20 protein-coding genes are annotated in these 22,438 nt (G+C 45.9%); 3 read left to right on the top strand and 17 right to left on the bottom strand.

Features of this window, described 5'->3' with window-relative positions:
- Positions 1-1,872 precede the first annotated feature (1,872 nt).
- Together EFBL_RS19820 and EFBL_RS19825 are read right to left on the bottom strand one after the other, a co-directional pair.
- Positions 1,873-3,018 carry an efflux RND transporter periplasmic adaptor subunit gene (locus EFBL_RS19820; RefSeq protein ID WP_165912604.1) on the bottom strand — a complete coding sequence of 382 codons (1,146 nt, stop codon included), beginning with the start codon at positions 3,016-3,018 and terminating at the stop codon, positions 1,873-1,875.
- Positions 3,019-3,138: 120 nt separating this feature from the next.
- Positions 3,139-6,249 (bottom strand): efflux RND transporter permease subunit, encoded by a 3,111-nt coding sequence (locus EFBL_RS19825; protein WP_096184428.1) that lies wholly within the window; start codon positions 6,247-6,249, stop codon positions 3,139-3,141.
- Positions 6,250-6,823: 574 nt separating this feature from the next.
- Here EFBL_RS19825 and EFBL_RS19830 point away from each other — a divergent pair.
- Together EFBL_RS19830 and EFBL_RS19835 are read left to right on the top strand one after the other, a co-directional pair.
- Positions 6,824-7,021, top strand: a complete 198-nt coding sequence (locus EFBL_RS19830; RefSeq protein WP_165912603.1) for a hypothetical protein — start codon at positions 6,824-6,826, stop codon at positions 7,019-7,021.
- Between the two features lie 6 nt (positions 7,022-7,027).
- Positions 7,028-7,522, top strand: coding sequence for a GNAT family N-acetyltransferase (locus EFBL_RS19835; RefSeq protein ID WP_096184432.1), 495 nt, complete (start codon positions 7,028-7,030; stop codon positions 7,520-7,522).
- Between the two features lie 73 nt (positions 7,523-7,595).
- Here the strand turns inward: EFBL_RS19835 and EFBL_RS20845 are convergent, their stop codons facing one another.
- The 3 genes from EFBL_RS20845 to EFBL_RS19840 form a co-directional block, all read right to left on the bottom strand.
- Positions 7,596-7,754 (bottom strand): hypothetical protein, encoded by a 159-nt coding sequence (locus EFBL_RS20845; protein WP_165912602.1) that lies wholly within the window; start codon positions 7,752-7,754, stop codon positions 7,596-7,598.
- A gap of 380 nt (positions 7,755-8,134) precedes the next feature.
- Positions 8,135-8,374 carry a stalk domain-containing protein gene (locus tag EFBL_RS22030; RefSeq protein ID WP_369690114.1) on the bottom strand — a complete coding sequence of 80 codons (240 nt, stop codon included), beginning with the start codon at positions 8,372-8,374 and terminating at the stop codon, positions 8,135-8,137.
- A gap of 140 nt (positions 8,375-8,514) precedes the next feature.
- On the bottom strand, positions 8,515-9,159 hold the full coding sequence (locus EFBL_RS19840; RefSeq protein WP_096184434.1) for a tetratricopeptide repeat protein: 645 nt from the start codon (positions 9,157-9,159) through the stop codon (positions 8,515-8,517).
- A gap of 1,319 nt (positions 9,160-10,478) precedes the next feature.
- Here EFBL_RS19840 and EFBL_RS19845 point away from each other — a divergent pair.
- A complete protein-coding gene (locus EFBL_RS19845) occupies positions 10,479-10,742 on the top strand; it encodes an AbrB/MazE/SpoVT family DNA-binding domain-containing protein (protein ID WP_096184436.1) in 264 nt (87 codons plus the stop codon).
- 16 nt (positions 10,743-10,758) lie between these two features.
- On the opposite strand, the gene EFBL_RS19850 is transcribed toward EFBL_RS19845, so the two are convergent.
- The 12 genes from EFBL_RS19850 to EFBL_RS19905 form a co-directional block, all read right to left on the bottom strand.
- The gene (locus EFBL_RS19850) at positions 10,759-11,196 is read right to left on the bottom strand and encodes a PIN domain-containing protein (protein ID WP_096184438.1); all 438 of its coding nucleotides are present in this window, start codon (positions 11,194-11,196) and stop codon (positions 10,759-10,761) included.
- The gene (locus EFBL_RS19855; RefSeq protein WP_096184440.1) at positions 11,177-11,443 is read right to left on the bottom strand and encodes an AbrB/MazE/SpoVT family DNA-binding domain-containing protein; all 267 of its coding nucleotides are present in this window, start codon (positions 11,441-11,443) and stop codon (positions 11,177-11,179) included. The genes EFBL_RS19850 and EFBL_RS19855 overlap by 20 nt, the downstream gene beginning before the upstream one ends.
- Positions 11,444-11,614: 171 nt before the next feature.
- Positions 11,615-11,962 carry a copper amine oxidase N-terminal domain-containing protein gene (locus tag EFBL_RS19860; RefSeq protein WP_096184442.1) on the bottom strand — a complete coding sequence of 116 codons (348 nt, stop codon included), beginning with the start codon at positions 11,960-11,962 and terminating at the stop codon, positions 11,615-11,617.
- A 106-nt stretch (positions 11,963-12,068) separates the two neighbouring features.
- The gene (locus tag EFBL_RS19865) at positions 12,069-12,701 is read right to left on the bottom strand and encodes an RloB family protein (RefSeq protein ID WP_096184444.1); all 633 of its coding nucleotides are present in this window, start codon (positions 12,699-12,701) and stop codon (positions 12,069-12,071) included.
- A complete protein-coding gene (locus EFBL_RS19870; protein WP_096184446.1) occupies positions 12,691-13,992 on the bottom strand; it encodes an AAA family ATPase in 1,302 nt (433 codons plus the stop codon). Before EFBL_RS19870 ends, EFBL_RS19865 begins: the two co-directional genes overlap by 11 nt.
- Before the next feature lie 192 nt (positions 13,993-14,184).
- Positions 14,185-15,912: a stalk domain-containing protein gene (locus tag EFBL_RS19875; RefSeq protein WP_096184448.1), complete on the bottom strand. Its 1,728-nt coding sequence runs from the start codon at positions 15,910-15,912 to the stop codon at positions 14,185-14,187.
- A 66-nt stretch (positions 15,913-15,978) separates the two neighbouring features.
- Positions 15,979-16,584, bottom strand: coding sequence for a YdcF family protein (locus EFBL_RS19880; protein ID WP_096184521.1), 606 nt, complete (start codon positions 16,582-16,584; stop codon positions 15,979-15,981).
- Between the two features lie 5 nt (positions 16,585-16,589).
- The gene (locus tag EFBL_RS19885; RefSeq protein WP_096184450.1) at positions 16,590-18,515 is read right to left on the bottom strand and encodes a polysaccharide biosynthesis protein; all 1,926 of its coding nucleotides are present in this window, start codon (positions 18,513-18,515) and stop codon (positions 16,590-16,592) included.
- A 24-nt stretch (positions 18,516-18,539) separates the two neighbouring features.
- On the bottom strand, positions 18,540-19,112 hold the full coding sequence (locus EFBL_RS19890) for a sugar transferase (protein ID WP_096184452.1): 573 nt from the start codon (positions 19,110-19,112) through the stop codon (positions 18,540-18,542).
- Positions 19,084-20,262: a glycosyltransferase family 4 protein gene (locus EFBL_RS19895; protein ID WP_096184453.1), complete on the bottom strand. Its 1,179-nt coding sequence runs from the start codon at positions 20,260-20,262 to the stop codon at positions 19,084-19,086. Before EFBL_RS19895 ends, EFBL_RS19890 begins: the two co-directional genes overlap by 29 nt.
- Entirely contained in the window at positions 20,263-21,141 is an 879-nt protein-coding gene (locus EFBL_RS19900) for an NAD-dependent epimerase/dehydratase family protein (RefSeq protein WP_096184454.1), read from the bottom strand.
- A 13-nt stretch (positions 21,142-21,154) separates the two neighbouring features.
- Positions 21,155-22,435, bottom strand: a complete 1,281-nt coding sequence (locus EFBL_RS19905; protein WP_096184456.1) for a nucleotide sugar dehydrogenase — start codon at positions 22,433-22,435, stop codon at positions 21,155-21,157.
- Between the last annotated feature and the right edge of the window lie 3 nt (positions 22,436-22,438).

Here is a 22,438-nt window from a genome sequence, read left to right on the forward strand (position 1 = left end):
TGACATAAAGATTCAGTTTGTCAACCTCCACATCGGCATGCAGGAGGAATTGATAGTACCTATTTGTTATGCAACTTTGTGGATGAGCAGGGATTCTGATAGTACCTATTTGTTATGCAACTTTGTGGGTGAGCAGGGATTCTGATAGTACCTATTTGTTATGCAACTTTGTGGGTGAGCAGGGATTCTGATAGTACCTATTTGTTATGCAACTTTGTGGGTGGGTGGAAGAATGAGTGCGGATGCTTCCCTGCTGTTCATAATTAGGGATTTTGACGCCCTTATTTTTCCTTTTCGGGGAGTGGTTTTGGGAATAAGTGATTTTGAGGCCCTTATCCGGGAATCTGCACATGACCTTTTAATAAAAAGAGGCCGATAGGAACCTGATAATCCTCTATTGGAAAAAGAGGAGGATGCAAAAATTGAATTACTGCCTGATAATCCCCTATTCCCCCCAAGATAGATTATGTAAATCTTGTTTCCTGCGAACATCCCGATCCCAAACTGCGTCCGGCGGCCAAACATATAAAAAAGGGCCCCTCCATTGCAAGCACATGGTGTCACTATTGCAAACCACCTGCCGACTTAACGGCACGCAGTGCCGCTATCGCGAACCACCCGCTGACTTAACGGCACGCAGTGCCGGTATTGCAAACCACCTGCTGACTTAACGGCACGCAGTGCCGCTAATGCAAACCACCTGCCGACTTAACGGCACACAGTGCCAGTATTGCAAACCACCTGCTGACTTAACGGCACAGAGTGCCGGTATTGCAAACCACCTGCTGACTTAACGGCACGCAGTGCCACTATCGCGAACCACCCGCTGACTTAACGGCACGCAGTGCCGGTATTGCAAACCACCTGCTGACTTAACGGCACACAGTGCCGCTAATGCAAACCACCTGCTGACTTAACGGCACACAGTGCCGCTATCGCGAACCACCTGCTGACTTAACGGCACACAGTGCCGCTAATGCAAACCACCCGCTGACTTAACGGCACACAGTGCCGCTAATGCAAACCACCTGCTGACTTAACGGCACGCAGTGCCGCTATCGCGAACCACCCGCTGACTTAACGGCACACAGTGCCGCTATCGCGAACCACCCGCTGACTTAACGGCACACAGTGCCGCTATCGCGAACCACCTGCTGACTTAACGGCACACAGTGCCGCTAATGCAAACCACCCGCTGACTTAACGGCACGCAGTGCCGCTATCGCGAACCACCCGCTGACTTAACGGCACACAGTGCCGGTATCGCGAACCACCTGCTGACTTAACGGCACGCAGTGCCGCTAATGCAAACCACCTGCTGACTTAACGGCACACAGTGCCGCTAATGCAAACCACCCGCTGACTTAACGGCACACAGTGCCGCTAATGCAAACCACCTGCTGACTTAACGGCACACAGTGCCGCTAATGCGAACCACCTGCTGACTTTACGGCACACAGTGCCGGTATTGCGAACCACCTGCTGACTTAACGGCACGCAGTGCCGCTAATGCAAACCACCTGCTGACTTAACGGCACGCAGTGCCGCTATCGCGAACCACCTGCTGACTTAACGGCACGCAGTGCCGCTAATGCAAACCACCTGCTGACTTTACGTCCGTACAGGACAATGTGCAGAAGCGTCCGGCGGCCAGCACATGCATGAGAATGGCCCCTAAATCACAGAAAAGCCCCTGGCGCTTGTTCTGCCAGAGGCTTTGCCCATGTGAGTGGCGTTATTGCGAATCAATTCTACCAGGAATAGCTATTAGATACCACGTGCTATAACTAATGGTATGGTCACGTTATATGGTATGGTCACGTTATTGTGAATGAACGCTGCTATGTGAATAGGCTTTACTAAGATGGGTGATTACTGCTCAACCTTGATCGTCGACCCGTCTTTCAGGTTCGATTGACCCTTAACGACGACTTTGTCGCCGGCGTTGAGTCCTTGCTGGACGATCACTTTGGTGGTGTTGCCTTCTGCGACTGTGACTTCGCGCTTGACCGCTTTGTCGCCTTCAATTACATAGACGAACTTCTTGCCGTCCTGCTCGACGATGGCATCGGTGGAGACGAGGAGCCCTTTCTTGCTCTCCGCATCCTTTGCAAACACATCCGCCTTCATGCCGGGCAGCAGCTTGCCCTCGCCATTCGGAATTTCAATTTCCACCGGGTACATTTTCGATTGGGCATCCGCTTCCAAGCTGATGAAGGTGACCTTCCCCTTGTACGGACCGGTTTGGGTTTGCACTTCGACCTCCATGCCCTGCTTGAACTTGGACAGGTGGGTTTCCGCCACATTCAGCTTTACCAGCACAGGGTCGATATTGATCAGGTTAAAAACCGGGCTTTGCGGACTGACCGACTCGCCAACCTCAAAGTGAACGGCAGTGATGATGCCGTCAACCGTTGCGCGAATGTTGGTGTCATCCAGCGAGGAACTGGCTTTCTCAAGCCCCACTTCCGCCTGGCGGACGTTGGCCTGCGCCAGTGCGAACTGGCTTTGCGCCTGCAGCAGCTGCGCCTCCGCCTGCTCCAGCTGCGACTGGGAGACGGCTTTGCTGTTATACAGCGCCTTCACCCGGTCATAGTTCGCCTGCGCAATCTCCAGGCTGCGCTTCGCCGTCTCATCCCCGTTCAGCGACTGCAGGTTGGCCCTCGCCACACCCAGCTGCGCTTCCGCCGCTTTCACGCCGAGCACATAATCCTTTTGATCCAGCCGGGCCAGCACCTGGCCCTTCTTCACCGCATCGCCTTTCTTCACAAAGATCTCCTGCAGGGTGCCTCCCACCTTGGGCAGAATCCCAAGGCTGGTGTTGGCGGACACTTCCGCCAGAAGACGGATCGGTTCGTTGACCTCTCCCTCTTTCACATCTTCCACTTTCACAGTTACGGCATTGGCGCCCGGGTCAACCGTTGCCATCGCTTCCTTGTCATTGGTGCCGGAACAGCCCGCCAGGACAGACAGCGACAGCGCACTCACCATTCCTATGACTACCAGTTTCCGATTCATCTCAATAAACTCCTTCTCTTGAACTCGTGCTATTGAATCCACCGCAACACCGCAGTGGGTCAGATTGCTGACAGTGATCATAATTGTCGACAGTGGGATGGCAGCAGGCTGTGACTCCTGTTACACTCCTTCAACCGCAGTCTTTTGGGCCTTTTTGAGGCGCTTTGCCTCCAGCTTTCTCTCCCGTCTGTCGAAGAAACGGGTCCGGACCTTATCGAAAAATTCGTATCCAACAGGCACCACCACCAGCGTCAACAAGGTGGAGGTAATCAGACCGCCGATCACCACGATGGCCAGACCTTTGGAGATAAGGGCGCCCTCAGACATGCCAAGCGCCAGCGGAAACAGCGCCACGATCGTGGCAACCGCCGTCATGATGATCGGACGCAGACGGGTAATCCCCGCTTCAATCAACGCCTCCCGAGTACTGAGGCCGTTTTCCCGCTGCTGCTGCACACGGTCAATCAACACAATGGCGTTGGTAACCACAATCCCGATCAGCATCAGGAAGCCGATCATCGAGGTGATGTCAAGCGTCGATTGGGTGACAAAGAGGCCGAACAATCCGCCGATGGCGGCCAGCGGCAGGGACAGCAGGATCGAGAGAGGCGCCATCGCGTTGCCAAAGCTGATGATCATCACGATGTATACCATGAACACCGCTGCGCCCAGCGCGTAGAACATTTCAATAAAACTCTTCTGGATTTCTTCCGTTACACCTGCTGTCGAGAGGGTCACTCCATCCGGAAGTTTCAGCTTTTTCACTTCCGCGGTAGCGGCTGCCCCCACACCGCCTTTGTCGGTGCTGGTGATATCAGCCGATACGAGCACGTATTGCTTCTCATCCCGCTGACGGATCTGGGACGGCGCTTCCTCCTGCACAACCTTCGCAATATCGCCCAGACGCACTTGTTGACCCGTCGGGGTCTTGATGATGAGAGCCCGGATTTTCTCAATGGAGTCCACATCTTCTTCGCGCAGCCCCAGAATCAGGTCGTATTCCGTTCCGTCAATGGTCATCTTGCCAAGTTCGAGGTCGGCCAGCAGGCTCCTGACATCACCCGCCACCTGGATCGGAGACAACCCGTACTCAGCTGCCTTGTCACGATCCACCCGGACCGCAATTTCCGACTTCGTGTCGGACAGGTTGTCGGTGATGTTGGTCATGAGCGGATTCTGCTCCAGTTTGGCCCGGACCATTTCGGCTGCCTGGCGCAGCTTGGCCTTGTCGGGACCGTTCAACACGATCTGATAGGCTTCCAGCGGCCCGCCGCCAGTCAACTGGTTGATGGAGATCTTGGCGCCGGCCGGCATGATCGCTTCCGTTTCCTTTCGGAATCTCGCTTCCACGGCGTTAATGTCCGCATCCTTGTGAAGCTTCATAAACATCGACGCCCGGTTGGAGATCTGGCTCTCGGCCCCTTCAAAGTTCGATCCGATGTAGGACTCCAGGTATTCGAGCGTCGGCTCCTGCTTAAAGATCGCTTCCACTCGCTGCGCCATCTTGTCGGTCACTTCCAAAGAAGTTCCCTTTGACATGGTCAGGTTGGCGACAATGTATTTCTGATCGGACTCCGGCATAAGGGCAGTGTGCAGGGTAGCCGCCAGACCGAAGCTTCCGAACAGGAGCAGGGCGGCCAGAATCAAGGTCTTTCCCTTGTGCTGCAGAGACCAGGTCAGGATGTTTCGGTACATGTGGGCAATCCTGCCCGGTTCATGTTCCTTAATGTTGGTGGAACGCAAGAGCGTCAACTTGGTCATCAGCGGAACCACTGTCACCGCTACAATCAGGGATGCCAGCAAAGAGCACACGACGGTTACCGCAAAGGGGCGGAACACTTCTCCCAAGACCCCGCTGACAAAAGCGATCGGAACGAACACCGCAACCGTCGTCAGAGTGGAAGAGGTGATAGCGTTCGTTACTTCTTTGGACGCCACTCGGATCAGCTCCGGATCCCGGCCTTCCCGCTTCAACTGCAGATGGCGGAAGATGTTCTCGATCACCACAATCGAGTCGTCCACCACCCGGCCCACCGCAATGGCCAGACCGCCAAGGGTCATGATGTTCAGCGTAATGCCCATGAGGGACATAAAAATCAAGCTGACGAGAATCGACAACGGAATGGAAAGAAGAACAACAAAGGTCGCTTTCGGGTTCCGCAGGAAGAACAGAATCATGACGGACGCCATGACCGCTCCCAGGAGTCCTTCCTTCAACATGCCGCTGATGGAATTTTTAATGTCGACCGAGCTGTCGTACACGGTTTGCAACTTCAGGTCCGGGTATCTAGTCTTGAACTCGGCGATTTTTTGATTGATGGCGTTCCCGGTCTCCACTTCATTCGCTTCCCGTTTCTTGTAGATCCGCAAACTGATGGCGGAGTCCCCGTTCAAACGGCTGAGGAATTCCGATTCGCTCGCCATCTTCACATCGGCAAGTTCACCCAGCTGCACGTAGGAGAGACCGCCCCCATTTTGACCGGTCGGAAGGAACAGTTTCGTACGCCGGATCTGCTCAAGATTGGTGTACTCGCTCAGCAGCCGTACTGCGCGGTCCTCCTGGTCCATTTTTGCCGAACCCACCGGGATTCCCACGTGGTTCGACTCAATCAGCTGCTTCAACTGGGACGGCGAAATGTTGTGCCGGTCAAGCGCCTGCAGGTTCGGGTAAATATGAACTTCCTGAACCTGGTCCCCGATGGCTTTGACCTTCTCCACACCGGGCAGCCCTTCGATCTCTTCAATCAGGGTGTCTTTCACCAACTGGTTGAGAGCTTCCGGCGACAGGCTTTTGCTCTTGGAACTGACGGACAGATAGTAGATCGGCGCGGAGCCGAAAGATTCGGTCGACACCTTGGGCCGCTCCGCTTCGGAAGGAAGCTTCACCTCGGCCACTTTCCGCTCGGTCTCATCCCTCGCTTCTTCCACATCCGTTCCGGAGTTCAGGTTCAGCACCAGAACCGAGTAGTTGTCATTCGAATAAGATTCGAGCGTCTTCAATCCGGATATTCCGGATACCGCCTTTTCCAGCGGTTTGGTCACATCCTCCAGCACGTCTTCCGGAGACGCGTTCGGATATGTAGTCGTCACCAGCACAACCGGGAAGGATATGTCAGGCATGTTCTCCACCTTCAAGGAGGTGGCCGCCACAATCCCACCGGCCGCGATCAGAAAGGTAATGATCAGAACGGCGACCGTATTCTTCAAGGAAAACCTGGTCAAAAACTCCATTGTGCTGTTTCTCCCCTCTACTTTCCCCCAGGCATGTCACTGCCCGGTTATTGCATGGTACTGCTTCCCCGCCTTCCAAGGACAAACGTTTGCTTTCGCACGCACCCCATTCAACAGAATTAGAGTACTCTCGGTGCCACAGGATTCCAAGTGTCGATCTGCATATGCCAATCGGCATATCCTTCATAACCATATAGAATCATACGGATGATTATGAGTCAGGTTTCAGGCGTTGGGAAAAATTTGGCGGATGGTGGTTGGTGAACCTTGCCAATTGATTAGACGTTGCGAGATGGATGGGGGCCTTCAAAATTTCTCGTTTTGTTAAACAATACGAAGATTTGTTGAAGGAGTCGAAGAAATCCGGATTAGTTCGGGGTTTTGTTTACATAATTTTCAACAGTATTTCGTAAAAAGGTGTTTACACAATTCTGTCGAACATATAGTATAAAGAATACAAAACATGTAGTTTATAAAAAATACATGTATTTTATTAATGGGGGACGTTATCAGTTCTAACCTTACTAAGTATAGCGCAGGTTTTTCTTACCAATGCTAAGACTAGGAGGGATGAATGATGACGCAGGGGGAAGGAGGACGTAAATACATGGTAACACATGTGAAGCCTATTCGTCCTACAATCGTTGAATTTAAAGATGAAGCTCAAGAACAAAAGTTTCTTAATTACGCATTCGGAAAAACACAAACTCCTGAACGTTCGCATTTAAAAGAGCTTTTGAAAAATCACAGACCTGCTAAGGAGCGGAAGTAAGAACCAGTGCTTGCTTTTGAATATCTTAGTGAGGATCACAAGAACCTAATTGACACTTTCCAATGCGAAGATGAATTTAGTGTTGAGCTTTTTCTTAAAGAACATGCCATTAAATTACATCTCATGAAGTCTGCCATTACTCGACTTTATTTTGACGATCATCAAAATTTAGTCGGGTATTTTACATTATATAACGATTTAGTACAAATCAGAAGAGAACAAGCTATACACCATCAATGGACACTCCCGGAGGTTAAGTACCTTCCAGCAGTAAAAATACATTACTTGGGTGTGGACAGTCGTTTTAGAGGTAAACGATATGGCGAATATCTCCTGCTTGAAGCGATTAAAAGCGCTTACGAGATATCGGAAGTAAGTGGATGTAATTTCGTAACCGTAGAGGCATTTGATAATACAATTGAATTCTATAAAAAATATGACTTTAAATTTTTAGGAAGAAAAGATCGGTCTCTAGTTATTATGGCGCTTAAGTTAGATTGAATACGCACCTAACCAATAGATTTGGCCGTCTTTCCTGACCAGCTCAATCAATCCTGCTCTGGACCATTCAAACCTATAGGTTCGATTCACGTTCAAGTTCAAACTCACGGATTTGTTGGCGTAAAAATTCCAATCCCGCTTCCCCAGAATAAGTTCTACCCACTTTGCGATCTTCTCGACTATCCTCTATTTGGCTAACCACATCAGGGTCTTCAGCAGTAATAAATTTCATTTCCGATCACCCTCCTTTTGTTTATTATACATATTTTATCCAGAGGAACGAAGAGTCCTCTACCCCCTGCCTGAAATGCGGTCTAATAAAGGATAGTAATAGATAGACTGTTTTCTAGTCTTATTTTATCGATTTTAGAGAAACTCCCGGAAATAGGGCTGTTTTTCCGTCCTATATACCAGATTAGGGGTACCCACCCCGAGATCCCCCCGAATAGAACTGGAATTCAGTCCTATTAATTGGGTATCCATCGAAAACTCAATTATAAGACTGAGAACCAGGCTTATTTTTTCAGTAGGCATGTTATGAAGAGTTACTCGCGAAAAAAATTGCCACAATTTGACCGGAATGCCCCACAATAGGGGATCCAGGCGGCACTTTCAATTTTTTTGACAGTATCTTGCGGTATACTGAATAGTAAGAAATGACCAAAGCCAACCTGATTGCATTGCAGGATCTGCAGAATGCTTCAAGTAAAGAGGTAAAGGAAAAAGGGATAACAGAATAAGATTTGTTGGAGTAGTTGGAGAAAAACCCGGTGGAAATGTGGAAGAAAAAACCCTTGCCCCCAACGCTTCACTCACAAACCGTACGGGGACAAGCGTTCTGTCGTTCATCATAATCGGCTACACGTCCTGTTTTTCATAAAGAAAGCCAAGGGATACGAGTTAACTCATCCATCGCTTTCCTTATTTGGTTTTCATCAAACTTGTTTCTTTTGATTTTTAGCACTTCACCAATAACTTTGTCATGGTCAATTTCATGGATAATGGTTGCGAACAGGATGGAATGCAGGATCGGGTTCAATATCTCTATAGGAATCAGGGTTAATGTCTAAAGCCCGTTTCAGATAGTTATAGGCGGAAAGGAGTTCGCCGTTCGAAGCCGAGAAGCGTGCCAAGTCAAACAAAGCCTGATAAGAGTTTGGGCTATATTGTAAAGCCAGATCGAAGTACTCTTTCGCTAACACAAGGTCATTTTTATGGTTCCAGTAAGCATAGGCAAGAGCGGTGAATCCATTATAAACTTTTGGATACGTTTGAACAGCTTGCTCATACAAACTAATCGCAGCGTCAATATTTTTGACGTTGAATTCCATGTTATAACCGGTTATTAGTTTTTGTAACGCCTCTTGCATTTTAATACTTTCTTCATGGGCCTCTTGTTTAAACTCTTCGAGCTTCACCCGAAGCTTTTGTTCTATAATTTTTTCAGCGTGGTTTATATTGTAATAACCGTAAAGTGCAAAACCTATTCCGGCTATCGTGGCTGCCAATCCACAAACACCCAGCAAGAAAGCAACGGGGTCCCAATTCGATTCCGGCAGGACTCCGGTCGCACCGAGGGAGCCATATACTAAGATGCCCGCTGCCAAAAAGACAAGAAAGCCAGCGACCTTTTTCATAAGATATCGCCTCTTTCCCAAAACCAAATTTACTTTCTTCAAGCATATGATACTTTTGGTTCATTATCAACATGTCAATTGAAATAGTTCCAAGGGATCAGCATACATCCTGGCCAGCTCAATCAATCCTGCTCTGGACCATTCAACCCTATCGGCAGTAATAAATTTCATTTCCGGTCACCGTCCTTTTGTTTATTATACATATTTAATCCAGAGGAGCGAGGAGTCCTCTACCCCCAGCACACAGTTGTTGATTATGAGGCGTTGGAAAAAATTTGGCGTGAGGTGGTCGGCGAACCATGCCAATGGATTAGACGTTGCGAGGTGGATGGGGGCCTTCAAGATTTCTCGTTTTGTTAAACAACGTTGTGGGTATGAACTGGGTTGCGGGTACTGACTGGGTTGCGGGTACTGACTGGGTTGCGGATTCGGCTTAAAATCGGCTCCCGAAACCGAGAGCTGCCCCCTGCCCCAAATGCGAACGAAAAGGCGGCATAAAGGTGACGGTAACAGTAAGACTGTTTTCCAGTCTTATTTTGCCGATTTCAGAGGAACTTCTCAAAATAGGACTGTTTTTCCGTCCTATATACCAGATTAGGGGTACCCACCCCGAGATCTCCCCGAATAGAACTGGAAATCAGTTCTATTGATTGGGTATCCATCGAAAAATCAATTATAAGACTGTCAATCAGACCTATTTTTCCCCAATTTGACCGGAGTGCACCACAATAGGGGATCCAGGCGGCACTTTCAATTTTTTTGACAGTATCTTGCGGTATACTGAATAGTAAGAAATGACCAAAGCCAACCTGATTGCATTGCAGGATCTGCAGAATGCTTCAAGTAAAGAGGTAAAGGAAAAAGGGATAACTGAAGAAGGTTTGTTGGAGTAGGTTGTCAGAGTCCTAATCTTTGAAAAGCCCTTTTTACAATCTCATCTGTAATATACTTAGGATTATTACGCTATCCGGCTCTATAATTTTACTCCCCAATTCAACACAATCGCTTTCAGCAAGCTCTTTGATTTCGTTTACTACAGGGGAGGCCAAGACTATTTGCCCAACATGCTTACAAATTATTTTTAAATGCAAATGGGTGCTATAGTTTAGGATTAACTTCGCCACAACTTGTTCTCTGTTTTTTCTCTTTCTTCTCTTTCTTTTTTGGCCGCTATTCTCGTCTATTTCAACCAGAAAAAAACTATAAAAGCGTCTAAGAACGGGCTATACATTGTGGACGACACTTGCGTTTTTAACAGCCACCTGTGGTATACTGAAAAGTAAAGAAAGTAAGAATGTAAAGAAAAGGGGGATACGATCATGGAAGTATCAAGAATCAGTTCCAAGGGGCAAGTTACAATTCCCAAATCGATTCGTGACAGGCTTGAGTTAAACGAAGGGGATCGCGTTGCCTTCATTGAAGAGAATGGCAAGGTGGTCATAACCAAAGCCAGCTTAGTTGCGTTGCGAAATCTGCAGGATGCTTTAAGTAAAGAGGCAAAGGAAAAAGGAATCACTGAAGAAGATTTGTTAGAGGAGTTGAAGAAAGTTCGGGAGGAAATGTGGAATGAACAAAACAAATAACGGGTTACTAGCTTGCTTATTTTATGTATCCAAAATACCTCAAAAATTCAGCCGGTGTATATACCGCAAAATATTCACGAATTTCTTTTGTGTGAAAGTCCTGATCTCCGGAAATGAGAATGTCGGGCTGGGCAATAACGGCTGACACCAGGATGGGAATATCCTTATCATCACGGATATAAGGGGCTTTGAATGCGGACAAGTCTGACGGGGTATACGCTAATTCAAACTCAAGCCGAGATAATAACCGGTCCCACTCTGCCATTTTATTTGGAAACCGCATACTCAAAACCTTTGATACTTCCGTTATTGAATGACTACATATGATCAGCCTATGTTCTTCTGAAAGGGTGAGCAATAGCTTTAACGATAGCGTCTTGTCTGTTTGAATAGCGGATATGAGTACGTTTGAGTCGACAAATACCCTCATCGCATTATTTTTTGTACCGCTCATTCCACATTTCCTCCCGGACTTTTTCTAAATCATTTAGCAGATCCTCTCCAGTTATTCCTTTGGCTTCAGCCTCTTTAGCAACGGACTCAAAAAACTCTCTTAAAGCAATAGTACTTGATTTTGTGATGATAATTTTGCCGTTCTCTTCAATAAATGCAACCTTATCCCCTGCGTCAAGCTTCAACCGTTCTCTAATCGACTTAGGGATCGTAACCTGCCCCTTTGAACTAATACGTGATACTTCCATATACGACTCCACCTTTCTTTCAAAATCATACTTTCTTTACTTTTCAGCATACCACAGAAACGTCCCTCGAACACCTTTTTGTAATGAAGCGAAATCCTCTGAAAAACCCCGCCAGCCCCTGTAAACTCCACAGCTACCGGCGAGGATCTCTTCCACCAAGAATTTTTGTTCCTACTTTGTAAATATATCCACCCTATTGGCTGCGCCATCCCATTCCACCTTCGCCCCCAACGCTTCACTCACAAACCGCACGGGGACTAGCGTGCGGTCGTTTAGGGTAATTGGTTCCACATCCAGCGGTATCGACTTACCATCCTTCCTGGCCACTTTCGACCCGACCTGCAGTGTAACGGTGGTTTTGCCTTTGACAGCCGTAACCGTCTGCGTGCTGCCTTCCCACTCCACCTTACTTCCCAACTTCTCGAAAATCACTCGTAGCGGCACCAGAACCCGATCCTTCGTCTTGATCGGAGGCTGGTCGAAGCTCAACGGTTCCCCGTCCAGCCATACGGTTATCACATTGCTTCTCCAGGATCACTTTCCGGGAGGTTTCGTCCCGTACGGCTGTGTCAAACTTGAGTCAACTTAAAGTGGGTCTTGTTGCAAGATCCGGCTTGTTGTTGAATCAACTTTTTTTCCATTGTTTCAGCACCTGAACCAAGTGGTGTACAGTGGTTGAAGGTTTATTCGCTTCAGGATTAAAGGATGGATACAGACCCAATAGCCTGTCAGCATTTCGAATGGCCGTTTCTTGATTGCCTTTAACCAAAAGATATTCATAGATCTTGGGGTCATTCTTTTGATATTTAAAACCAAGGCGTGCAGACAATTTATCCTTGTAATCCTCCCGTGTTATCCCACTGTTCAGGAATTCAAAATGAAGAACGTACCACAATTCAAAAGCTTCATTCGAATAAGCGACTTTAAAACCATAACTGTCAGCTTTTTGCAATGCAGCATTAAATCTTTGTTTTGGAAAATTATCTCGATCAAATACACACCACACTTGATCGTATACTTTTCCCTCTTTTTTAGCCTTATTTCTTTCTACTTTGGCCCTTTCCACTACAGTTAACGGATCTCCGCCGATTCCCACCACATCAACATTTGTTAGTCGAAAACCTTGAAAGTAAAGCGGTTCTGATTGTGTTCCTTCACAAACAATCAAAATAAGATCTCTATCGTTTCCTCTTTGCGCCACTCTTCTTCGGTAGTCTTTCCTAGTCTTTCTTTTCTTGAATAAATCGTCACTCCCCATTATGGACATCCTCCTTGGCTTCATCATAAAAATGGAAGTGTCCAATGTAGGGAATCGACCCGTATTTACCCAACAAATAATCCTTCTCATAAGATGCATCATTTCTGACATTGTAATCTACAAGAGAATACAAATCAGTTGCTCCATAATCATCTTTCTCGGTAAACCAGATCTGATCTCTTCTAAAGTAAAGTCTGCTTAACAAGTTTGTGTCATGGGAATTAAAGATTAACTGTGCATTCTTCGGATTATGGTCGTTTGAATGGAACAACTGAATAATGAACCTAGTTAACAATGGGTGCAGCTTGGCATCCAATTCATCAACAACAAGAATTTTACCGTTATTTAGAGAATCAATAATCGGACCAAACAAAGAAAATAACTTTTTGGTTCCCTCGGATTCATGCTCGAACAACTGAAATTTTTCATAGCCAACGATATTTTTGTCATGATCATATTTTTTGTGTAGAGTGTTAAGGGTTAAATTCCTGATCCTAACCGCCAATTCCGGACTATTAGCAATTGGGGCAAACTTTTTAAGCACATCCTCCAAAACAAATTTGGGAACATCATCTTCATCATCAGTTTCGATATCGTCAATTCCTAAATTAGCGGAGTGCATGAGGTTAATAAATAGTTTTTTGAAATCTTCATCTTTGAGTTTTCGTCTAGTGTAATCAAAATAATTATCTTCAAGACCGGAAATAATGTTAAATGTTCCAAACCATTCAAGGATTTTTGTAGAGATTTTCCCTTTAAAATTAGCAACCACAGACAGAAAGAGGGCATTATTTCTTGTTCTGTCTTCCAAGCCGTGGCCTTCCTTGAATCCCTTCGAGATCTTAAACTCTTCTCCAGCACGTGTAAAAAGCTCAATTTCTGTGCTTTTTGGCATATAAAATAGCCATTCATTCTTGACTTCTTGATAATCAACCTCAAACCCATATCTGTATAAGACGTTCTCATGAAAGAATACAATCTCAAAATGACTCGGTTTATCATATGTTTCCGTACTTAAACGAAAGCTTTCCACACCTTCAATTTCTTCACCAAATTGACCTTCTTTGGATGAGTTTCTAATGAATTTGCGCATGAAACTCATTGCTTTAAAAAGATTGCTTTTACCACTCGCATTTGCACCATAAACAACGCAACTCTTCAACAATCTTAGATCTTTATGCACTTCAAACACGTTAGTGTCTCGATGTTCTCTGATTGATGAAGCTACCATGCTTAATGTAACAACTTCTTTAAATGACAAAAAGTTGCCAACGCTAAACTGTACCAGCATAGTACACCTCCGAAAATTTCTCATTATATAGTTCTATATTATACATTTACGAAAAAAAATAAACAGTTTTCGAGAAAAATTCTCCAAATCAGGGTACTGCCCACTATTATCTTAGGAATTGAAAAACCCCCGCCAGCACCTGTAAACTCTACAGCTACCGACGAGGATCTCTTCCACCGAGAATTTTTGTTCCTACTTTGTAAATATATTCACCCTATTGGCAGCGCCATCCCACTCCACCTTCGCCCCCAACGCTTCACTCACAAACCGCACGGGGACTAGCGTGCGGTCGTTTAGAGTAATTGGCTCCACATCCAGCGGTATCGACTTACCATCCTTCTTGGCCACTTTCGAACCGACCTGCAGCGTAACGATGGTTTTGCCTTTGACAGCAGTGACCGTTTGCGTGCTGCCTTCCCACTCCACTTTGCTTCCCAACTTCTCGAAAATCACTCGCAGCGGCACCAGTACCCGATCATTCGTCTTGATCGGCGGTTGGTCAAAGCTCAACAGTTCCCCGTCCAACCATACGGTAATCACATTGGAACTGCCGGGCAAACCGGATCTGCTGCCCAAGACCCCCGAGGGATCTTGTACCGGATTCGCAACAGCGATCCCCGTGATATAATCCCCAAACACCCATCCAATTTGGTCATTCACCTTCACCTGGTACCAGTTCTTCTTGCTCTTGCCGAGTACAGTCACTTTCTGGCCGCCCGGCAGCATCCCATACTTTTGCGCCGAGGTCGACGGAAGAGCACGGAAGTTCACCTCTTCCGACGTTACAGCAAAGGTACCCGCCGGAAATGCTTGCGCCAAAGTCGTATCAATCGGTTCCTGCACAGGCCCCGCCGGTTTCGCAGCCACAATCGGCAAGGGTCGCGAATTGGCATAGTCCTTCGCATTGTAGGGACGGATTCGCTCCATGATGCCGGCGATTTTTTCCGCCCAGTAGGGGTCGGTTGCATAGTACACGTTCATGCCGTCCAGCGTGGAAGCTTTCTGGTACCACTTGCCGGAAGGGCTCAAATATTGGGTGGCGACAAAATAAGCCTCGTACAGGATCGAGTCCTCCATCGTCTTGAAATAAGCCGAGGAGCCATAAGGGTCAGAATCGTACGCCATATAGCCGAACAGATTGTTCTTGTCCCGTGCAATCTGCGACAAGCCAAAGTCACTTTCATGAATCGCATGAGACGCCAGATAGAGGGCATTCACCCCGTATTGTTTCTGGGCATTGAGAAAAATCTGGCCTTTCCCAACCAAGGGACTATTGGGGCGACTGGAGCTGATGAACCGGTCGATGTCAGCTGCCGAAATGGGAGCCTGGTAGCGCAGATCCAACGTCACGTAAGCAGGCACATGGGTGCCCACCTTCTTGTCCCCGTCCGGGTCCCGACGATAGAATTGATAGTTCGCATCCCGCACATACACAGCACCTGTTCTCAGGAAAGAAGGCGCAGTGCCCACTAGGAAAGAGGCCGACCGTTTCTCGGGAGTCCCCAAAACATGATACAGCTTTCCGTCTTTCACTTCATAGAAATTCGGATCTTTCGGATGCTGTTCGATCCGCAATACCGTTTGATCAGCGGGAGTCTTCGGAACGACATATTCTCCGAAAACCCAGCCCGTCTGCCCATTCACCCGTACTTGCCACCAATTGTCTTGATTCTTCTGCAGCAGTTCGACTACTGTGCCCGGCGGCAGTGTCGTAAGTATCGAAAAAGTGGTTCCCGGCCCCTGCCGCAAATTGACAATGTCGTTTATTACACCCTGCTGCACGGTATTTACTTGCTTACCCTCAGCCCCATACGCAGTCGCTGCCCCGAAAGGCACCCCAGTAGATGCCAAAATAGTACTCAATGCGAGTATGACAAACGGAATCTTCCGTTCAGACCGCCTGTTCCCTCTCCGCCGCATAGAAAAAAAGTCCTCCCCCGGCAAATTCTTCTAGTCTACTAGAATTCGCCGGAAGACGACAATTTCCTACATTAAATACTTTATCCAATATACAATTAATTTGGCCCATTCAGTCAAGACCGTCTGTTGTTTCTCCGGATCCTTCCACCATTTGTCCAGACTATTGTGTACTTTGTCCGCAGCAGCCGCATAACTCAACTGAACTCCTGACCCTTCAAACACTTTTTCAAATACCATTTTCGTTCTACGAGAGTGCCAGTTGGTAGTAACTATAATTGCGGACTTCCAACCCTTGTCCAATAGAATTTGTTTTGTAAACAAAGCATTTTCATAAGTACTTCGTGACCGGTCTTCAATATAGATGGAAGCCTCGGGAACTCCCAGCTGTTTGGCCAAGGCAGTCATCTCATTAACGGAACGAATTCGCCACGAAAGGTCTGTGCCATCAGAAAACAGCAACTGAGGTGCATAGCCTTCTTTATAAAGTTTGACTGCTCTTTCCGTTCGTTCACCCTTGCGTTCTCCCCCAAGCACTATGATCACATCACTTGGAGTCGCATTCTCTTGAATTGCCAAATGTTCCGCCAGAGCGGGCAACCAGGAATCTCTAAAAAAAGTGGCCGCCAGAATAATTGACAGGACAAGGATAACCGCTGCTTTCCGCTTCTTCATGAATATCATTTTTCTGTGCCAGCGGCAAATTCTCTGGATGCAGCCATGGCTTCCAATTTGGAAGTTCCCACGGCTGAACCTGTTTTTTCCGGTTTCCATTGATAGGTGGGAACTATTTGGCGCAAAATCTGTCGGATTTGATTTGCCGATTCAATCGTTTCCTTCGATATGGTTTGTTCAAGCATCCGCAACATGAAGAACAATTCGTCCCTGGAAAAATCAAGAGGTTTCCCCACAAAGATCCTGTCATGTCGGGTAGCTTCCGTTCCCTCTTCATCAGCCAAAATCTCTTCAAAAAGTTTTTCACCAGGGCGGATGCCTGTATATATGATTTTGATGTCTTCGTCAGGTTCCAGACCTGACAAACGTATTAAATCACGAGCCAAATCATCAATCTTTACAGGCTCACCCATATCCAAGATAAAGATTTCGCCCCCTTTTGCCAGTGCACCTGCCTGAATTACCAACTGAACAGCTTCAGGTATGGTCATAAAGTATCGAACCATATCAGGATGTGTAACGGTGACTGGACCTCCATGTTCAATTTGCTGTTTGAAGACAGGAATTACACTCCCCCTGCTCCCCAAGACATTTCCAAATCGAACAGCCACAAATTTTGTATTGCTTTCCTTATCCAAACTTTGAACAATCATTTCGGCAATCCGCTTTGTCGTCCCCATCACACTGGTCGGATTTACTGCCTTATCAGTAGAAATCAGAACAAAATGCGACGCACCATAAATGTGGGCACATTCCGCAACATTTTTTGTGCCCAAAACATTGTTTTTTATCGCTTCCGAGGGGTTTCGCTCCATAAGCGGTACATGCTTATGAGCGGCTGCATGAAAGACAACGGCTGGTTTGTACCGGGCGAAGATACTCTCAATGCGGTGTCGGTCTTGAATATCTGCGATTATCGGTTCAAGCTTAATATCTGGATAGTTCCTCAATAATTCCAATTCAATATCGTAGATACTGTTTTCACCATGGCCCAGCAATAGCAACTTTTCAGGTGAAAATGACGCAATCTGGCGACACAGCTCAGATCCGATGGATCCCCCGGCTCCAGTCACCATAACTACTTTATCTTTCACATAATTAACAATATGATTGAGATCCACCCTTACAGGTTCGCGCCCTAACAGGTCTTCGATTTTGACATCACGGATCATTTTTAAGGACACTTTGCCGTTTACCAGGTCCGCAACCCTTGGAAGAATTTTTATATTGGCCCTGGTTTTCTTGCAAATATTGAGAACATCGGCAATCTCACTCCGGGATGCAGAGGGTAAAGCAATGATGATCTCCTGGATCTTGAATCTTTTTACCACTTCGGGTATGTCATGTCGCGAGCCAACAATGGGCAATCCCATAACTTCCAGCAATTTTTTTGAAGGATCGTCATCAATAAACACAACCGGATAGCAATCTGTATCCGGAGAATGCTTCAACTCTTTGGCTATCATGGCCCCCGCATCCCCCGCACCTATGATCATCGTTCGTTTGTGGTGGGGCTGAATTTTTAAATAGCTGTCGCGAAACATCCTCCAGGCAAACCGTGACCCACCCACCCCCAAGACAATAAATGCCCAAGACAAAATATATACGGAGCGTGGAACAACCAAAGTTGGTTCAATCATCTGCAGGGTAAGATGAATCGCATAAAAAAGCAGCTCTGAAACAGTTACTGCTTTTACAATTGAGATGAGTTCCCCAACGCTGGCATACTGCCACACTCTCCGATACAATTTTGCCTTGTAAAACGCGGGGAGCAGAATACCTACATGCATGAGTATCACATATGGAACCAATTTGAAATACGGCATTCGAATTTGGAAATCAAAACGTAATAAATACGCTAGAGTGATAGCGCATGCAATAATTATGGTGTCTACCAAACCAAGCAATAGAAACCGCTGGCGAGCCCCCAAGACGATCCCACCCTTTGATGATTGTCATCCCTTGACGTTTTCTGCATTCATAACCTTGAAAAAAGTTAAGAATAGTATCTTGAAATCCAAAGAAAGGGACATGTGTTCCAGATAAAACCTGTCATATGCCACTTTTTGTTCATCACAGATGTAGTCCCGCCCCATAATCTGGGCATACCCTGTCAACCCCGGCTTAATTCGGTGAATGCCTTGCCGTTGTCTTTCTTCAATCAATTCATATTGATTGAACAATGCAGGGCGAGGACCAACGAAGGACATATCCCCACGCAAGATATTAATCAATTGAGGAAGTTCATCCAAACTGGTTTTGCGGATGAAACGTCCAACCCGCGTTACATATTCAGAAGGATCGCCAAGTTTATCAGTAGCAACGTTAGGTGTATCAATTCTCATGCTTCGAAACTTATAAATTGTAAATAATCTACCGTCTTGACCGGCTCGTTTTTGAGTAAAGAAAATGGGTCCCTTGGACTCAATCTTTATTAAAATGCTTATCATAAGAAAGAGTGGAGAAAGCAGTACCAATGATACAATGGCCAACGAAAAATCAATTGTACGCTTTAGATAATTGTACACTCTTCATCTCTCCATCTATGTTCCGGAAAACCATCAACTGTTTTTCCAAAACATTCTTTTCATCGAATTCCTCAAGAAAAAGTTCTCTTGAGTTTTGGCCAAAACGCTTGACAGCATCAGGTGCTTCAAGTAGCTTTAATATTTTCCGGGCCAAATCATCGCTATCTTTGGCCTGACACAAATATCCATTAAATTCCGGAATTATTTCTTCTCTGCATCCTCTAATATCGGTTGCAATGATAGGTTTTCCCATAGCCATCGCTTCAATGATTGACCTTGGAAGACCTTCACGATATGAAGGGAGCAAAAACACATCAGCCATACTTAACAATTGCGGTATATCGTTTCGTAATCCCAATAAATATACATCACGCCTAACCTTTTCAGGCAACCGGTTCAACAAGCAGGAAACGTCAAGACCATCTCGATCCCCTTCAACACTGCCTCCAACAACCATTAACTTGATGCTGTCGTGTTTTTCCTTCACAATCTTATATGCGTCAATCAACTCTTCAATCCCTTTTTCTCTCACCTGTCTCCCTACGAAAATCAATACTATATCGTCCTCTACAAATCCCATATTTTTCCGGAGGACATCCCTATCATACAAAGAAGGATTGAATAATTCTGCCGAAACACCATTCCCTATATGAATTAACCGATCAGGAAGATTAAACCGATTCACAAACGCTAATTGATAATCTTCTCTACTCTGAAAGAAAAGGTAGTCAGTGAAATACTTCCCCCATATTTTCTCAAGATAATAGGCAATATTATAAGCTATGGGGTTCATGTTCTCATGAAAATAAAATCCATGAGCCGTATACACGATAACCGGTACTCTAGCAATTTTACCGGCTAAACGTGCAATAATACTGGCAACAGGCGTATGTGTATGAATGCAATGATACTTTTCTCTTTTTATCAGTTTAATTAATCTCCAGACATTCAAAACATGGCTGACCAGATTAAGATTTCTTGCAAAGGGAATATGGTGTAAAGTATAGCCTTTCCGCTTCAATTCAGTGCCAATTTCTCCGCAATTACAAGCAGTATCAACCGTATGCCCTTCGTTCTGAAGAGCGTCAACCAGTGGTAACAAAAACTTTTTTAATGTAAAATCAACCGCAGTTACCTGAAGTATCTTCATCTATATTAGCCCTTCTTTTTTGAGTTCGCTTATCTCTTGTTTAATGCCTTCAAAGAAAGAGCGCGGATGGTAATTAAGATCGGCCGCCGCTTTATCAAATGGATAGGATTTGTCTTCTTGCAACCTTTCTATCTGTTCCACAGAAATCAATGGTTTCTTTGACAGTTTACCATAAATAGAAGCCAGCCCTATGGCCAATTTTAAGGGAACATGAAAAAAAATAACTTTTTTCTGTAATAATCCGATAATCATCTGTAAGATTTCTTTATATGTTACAACAGTTCCCCCGGAAAGATCATAATCCTTGTTTTTTGCCTTTTCATTATTTACACAAGCAACAATCGCAGCAGCCAAGTCTTCCACATGAACCGGTTGCATGACTGCCGATCCATCCCCAAAAACAGGGAAAACAGGTGATCGTGCCAGGAAACGAATCAGTTTATGCATATTATGATCCCGACTGTTCCCATAAATCATAGTAGGACGGAGAATCGTGAATGTGGTGTTTTCATACGATTTCTTAAGAATGGATTCTTCAATTTCCTTATACAGGGAACTGTACGCTTGATATTTCGAATAGATGCCTGTAGTATGCACCATAATGATATGGGGAACACGATAGGTATTTGCCAATTGCATCAATAGTGAAGAGTATCGAATATTTGCAATATGAATGATGGTTTCAAAACGGTATTTCTCAAAAACCGCTCTCACCTGATCTTCTTTGGAAAGATCCGCTATTTCTACCAATATCCCTTCATTCTTCTGACCGTTATGAGACCGGGAGATCCCTATTATCTCTTTATGCGGGAACTTCTCACGTATCTTCTTCAGCACAAAACTTCCCGTATTACCTGTCCACCCTGTTATTAAAATCACAACATTTCACCCTCTACAGTCTCCACAGAGTCACTTTGTCAGGGATAGTGTTCACATCTAACACACTTTTCACATCCGCTACAATCCCCTGTTCGTTCTTTAATAAGGCGGTTATACCTTTCCATCCCATGTCGATATAATTCTTGTGAGACACTGCTAAAATCACTGCATCGGCCGCCAGGAGCTCATTTACCTCAATTAGGTCCAATCCGTATTCTGCATGTACTTCCTTCGCATCTGCCAGGGGGTCCGTAACCTGAACTTCTACTCCAAATTCCCATAATTCGCGGATGATATCAATCACTTTAGAATTGCGTATATCCGGCACGTTTTCTTTAAAGGTGAGTCCCAGAATGGTCACACGAGAACCTTGAATCGGAATTCCTTTGAGTATCATCTGCTTAACTAAAGATGTTGCAATAAATTTCCCCATCCCATCATTAATCCTGCGCCCCGCCAATATTACTTGAGGATGGTAACCAATACTCTCTGCCTTATACGTTAAATAGTATGGATCTACACCAATACAATGACCTCCGACAAGCCCGGGCGTAAACCGTAGAAAGTTCCACTTGGTTCCAGCAGCAGCAAGAACTTCGGTTGTGTCTATCTCTAGACGATCAAAGATAATTGCGAGTTCATTCATGAGGGCAATATTCAAATCCCTCTGGGTATTCTCAATTACTTTCGCCGCTTCTGCCACCCTGATCGAGGATGCCCGGTAGACACCCGCCTCTACAACCATACCATACACATCCGCAATGACATTCAACGTATCTTCAGTCTGACCGGAAACCACTTTAACGATTGTTTTGAAAGTATGTTGTTTGTCACCAGGATTGATTCTCTCCGGGGAATACCCAACAAAAAAGTCTTGACTGGCTCGCAAACCGGAATGCTGTTCAAGCACGGGAATACATACTTCTTCGGTAGTTCCCGGATACACGGTAGACTCATAGACAACAATCGTTCCTGGCTGCAGATTTCTACCTACCGTTTCTGACGCTTTTATCAGAGGAGTCAGATCAGGCTGCTTTGCATGATCAATCGGAGTAGGAACCGCAATAATAATAAAGTCACATTCTCTCAAGCGAGCTTCATCATTCGTGAACTCGATTTTCGCCCTTTCCAGTTCTTCTGATTTCACTTCACCCGTATAATCAATGTTTTGCTGCAATGTTGCAATTCGTTTTGAATTAATATCAAATCCGACAACCGGAACCCTCTCTCCAAAGGCTACAGCTACCGGCAAGCCTACATATCCAAGCCCTACAACCGCAATTTTTCGGTTCATGCC

The sequence above is a fragment of the Effusibacillus lacus genome, from assembly GCF_002335525.1.
Lineage (GTDB): Bacteria > Bacillota > Bacilli > Tumebacillales > Effusibacillaceae > Effusibacillus > Effusibacillus lacus.

Bases quoted from the DNA above. Each gene is read 5' to 3' on its own strand.
- EFBL_RS19820 (WP_165912604.1), bottom strand. From the start codon at position 3,018: ATGAATCGGAAACTGGTAGTCATAGGAATGGTGAGTGCGCTGTCGCTG.
- EFBL_RS19825 (WP_096184428.1), bottom strand. From the start codon at position 6,249: ATGGAGTTTTTGACCAGGTTTTCCTTGAAGAATACGGTCGCCGTTCTG.
- EFBL_RS19830 (WP_165912603.1), top strand. From the start codon at position 6,824: ATGATGACGCAGGGGGAAGGAGGACGTAAATACATGGTAACACATGTG.
- EFBL_RS20845 (WP_165912602.1), bottom strand. From the start codon at position 7,754: ATGAAATTTATTACTGCTGAAGACCCTGATGTGGTTAGCCAAATAGAG.
- EFBL_RS22030 (WP_369690114.1), bottom strand. From the start codon at position 8,374: ATGATGAACGACAGAACGCTTGTCCCCGTACGGTTTGTGAGTGAAGCG.
- EFBL_RS19840 (WP_096184434.1), bottom strand. From the start codon at position 9,159: ATGAAAAAGGTCGCTGGCTTTCTTGTCTTTTTGGCAGCGGGCATCTTA.
- EFBL_RS19845 (WP_096184436.1), top strand. From the start codon at position 10,479: ATGGAAGTATCAAGAATCAGTTCCAAGGGGCAAGTTACAATTCCCAAA.
- EFBL_RS19850 (WP_096184438.1), bottom strand. From the start codon at position 11,196: ATGAGCGGTACAAAAAATAATGCGATGAGGGTATTTGTCGACTCAAAC.
- EFBL_RS19855 (WP_096184440.1), bottom strand. From the start codon at position 11,443: ATGGAAGTATCACGTATTAGTTCAAAGGGGCAGGTTACGATCCCTAAG.
- EFBL_RS19865 (WP_096184444.1), bottom strand. From the start codon at position 12,701: ATGGGGAGTGACGATTTATTCAAGAAAAGAAAGACTAGGAAAGACTAC.
- EFBL_RS19870 (WP_096184446.1), bottom strand. From the start codon at position 13,992: ATGCTGGTACAGTTTAGCGTTGGCAACTTTTTGTCATTTAAAGAAGTT.
- EFBL_RS19875 (WP_096184448.1), bottom strand. From the start codon at position 15,912: ATGCGGCGGAGAGGGAACAGGCGGTCTGAACGGAAGATTCCGTTTGTC.
- EFBL_RS19880 (WP_096184521.1), bottom strand. From the start codon at position 16,584: ATGAAGAAGCGGAAAGCAGCGGTTATCCTTGTCCTGTCAATTATTCTG.
- EFBL_RS19895 (WP_096184453.1), bottom strand. From the start codon at position 20,262: ATGAAGATACTTCAGGTAACTGCGGTTGATTTTACATTAAAAAAGTTT.
- EFBL_RS19905 (WP_096184456.1), bottom strand. From the start codon at position 22,435: ATGAACCGAAAAATTGCGGTTGTAGGGCTTGGATATGTAGGCTTGCCG.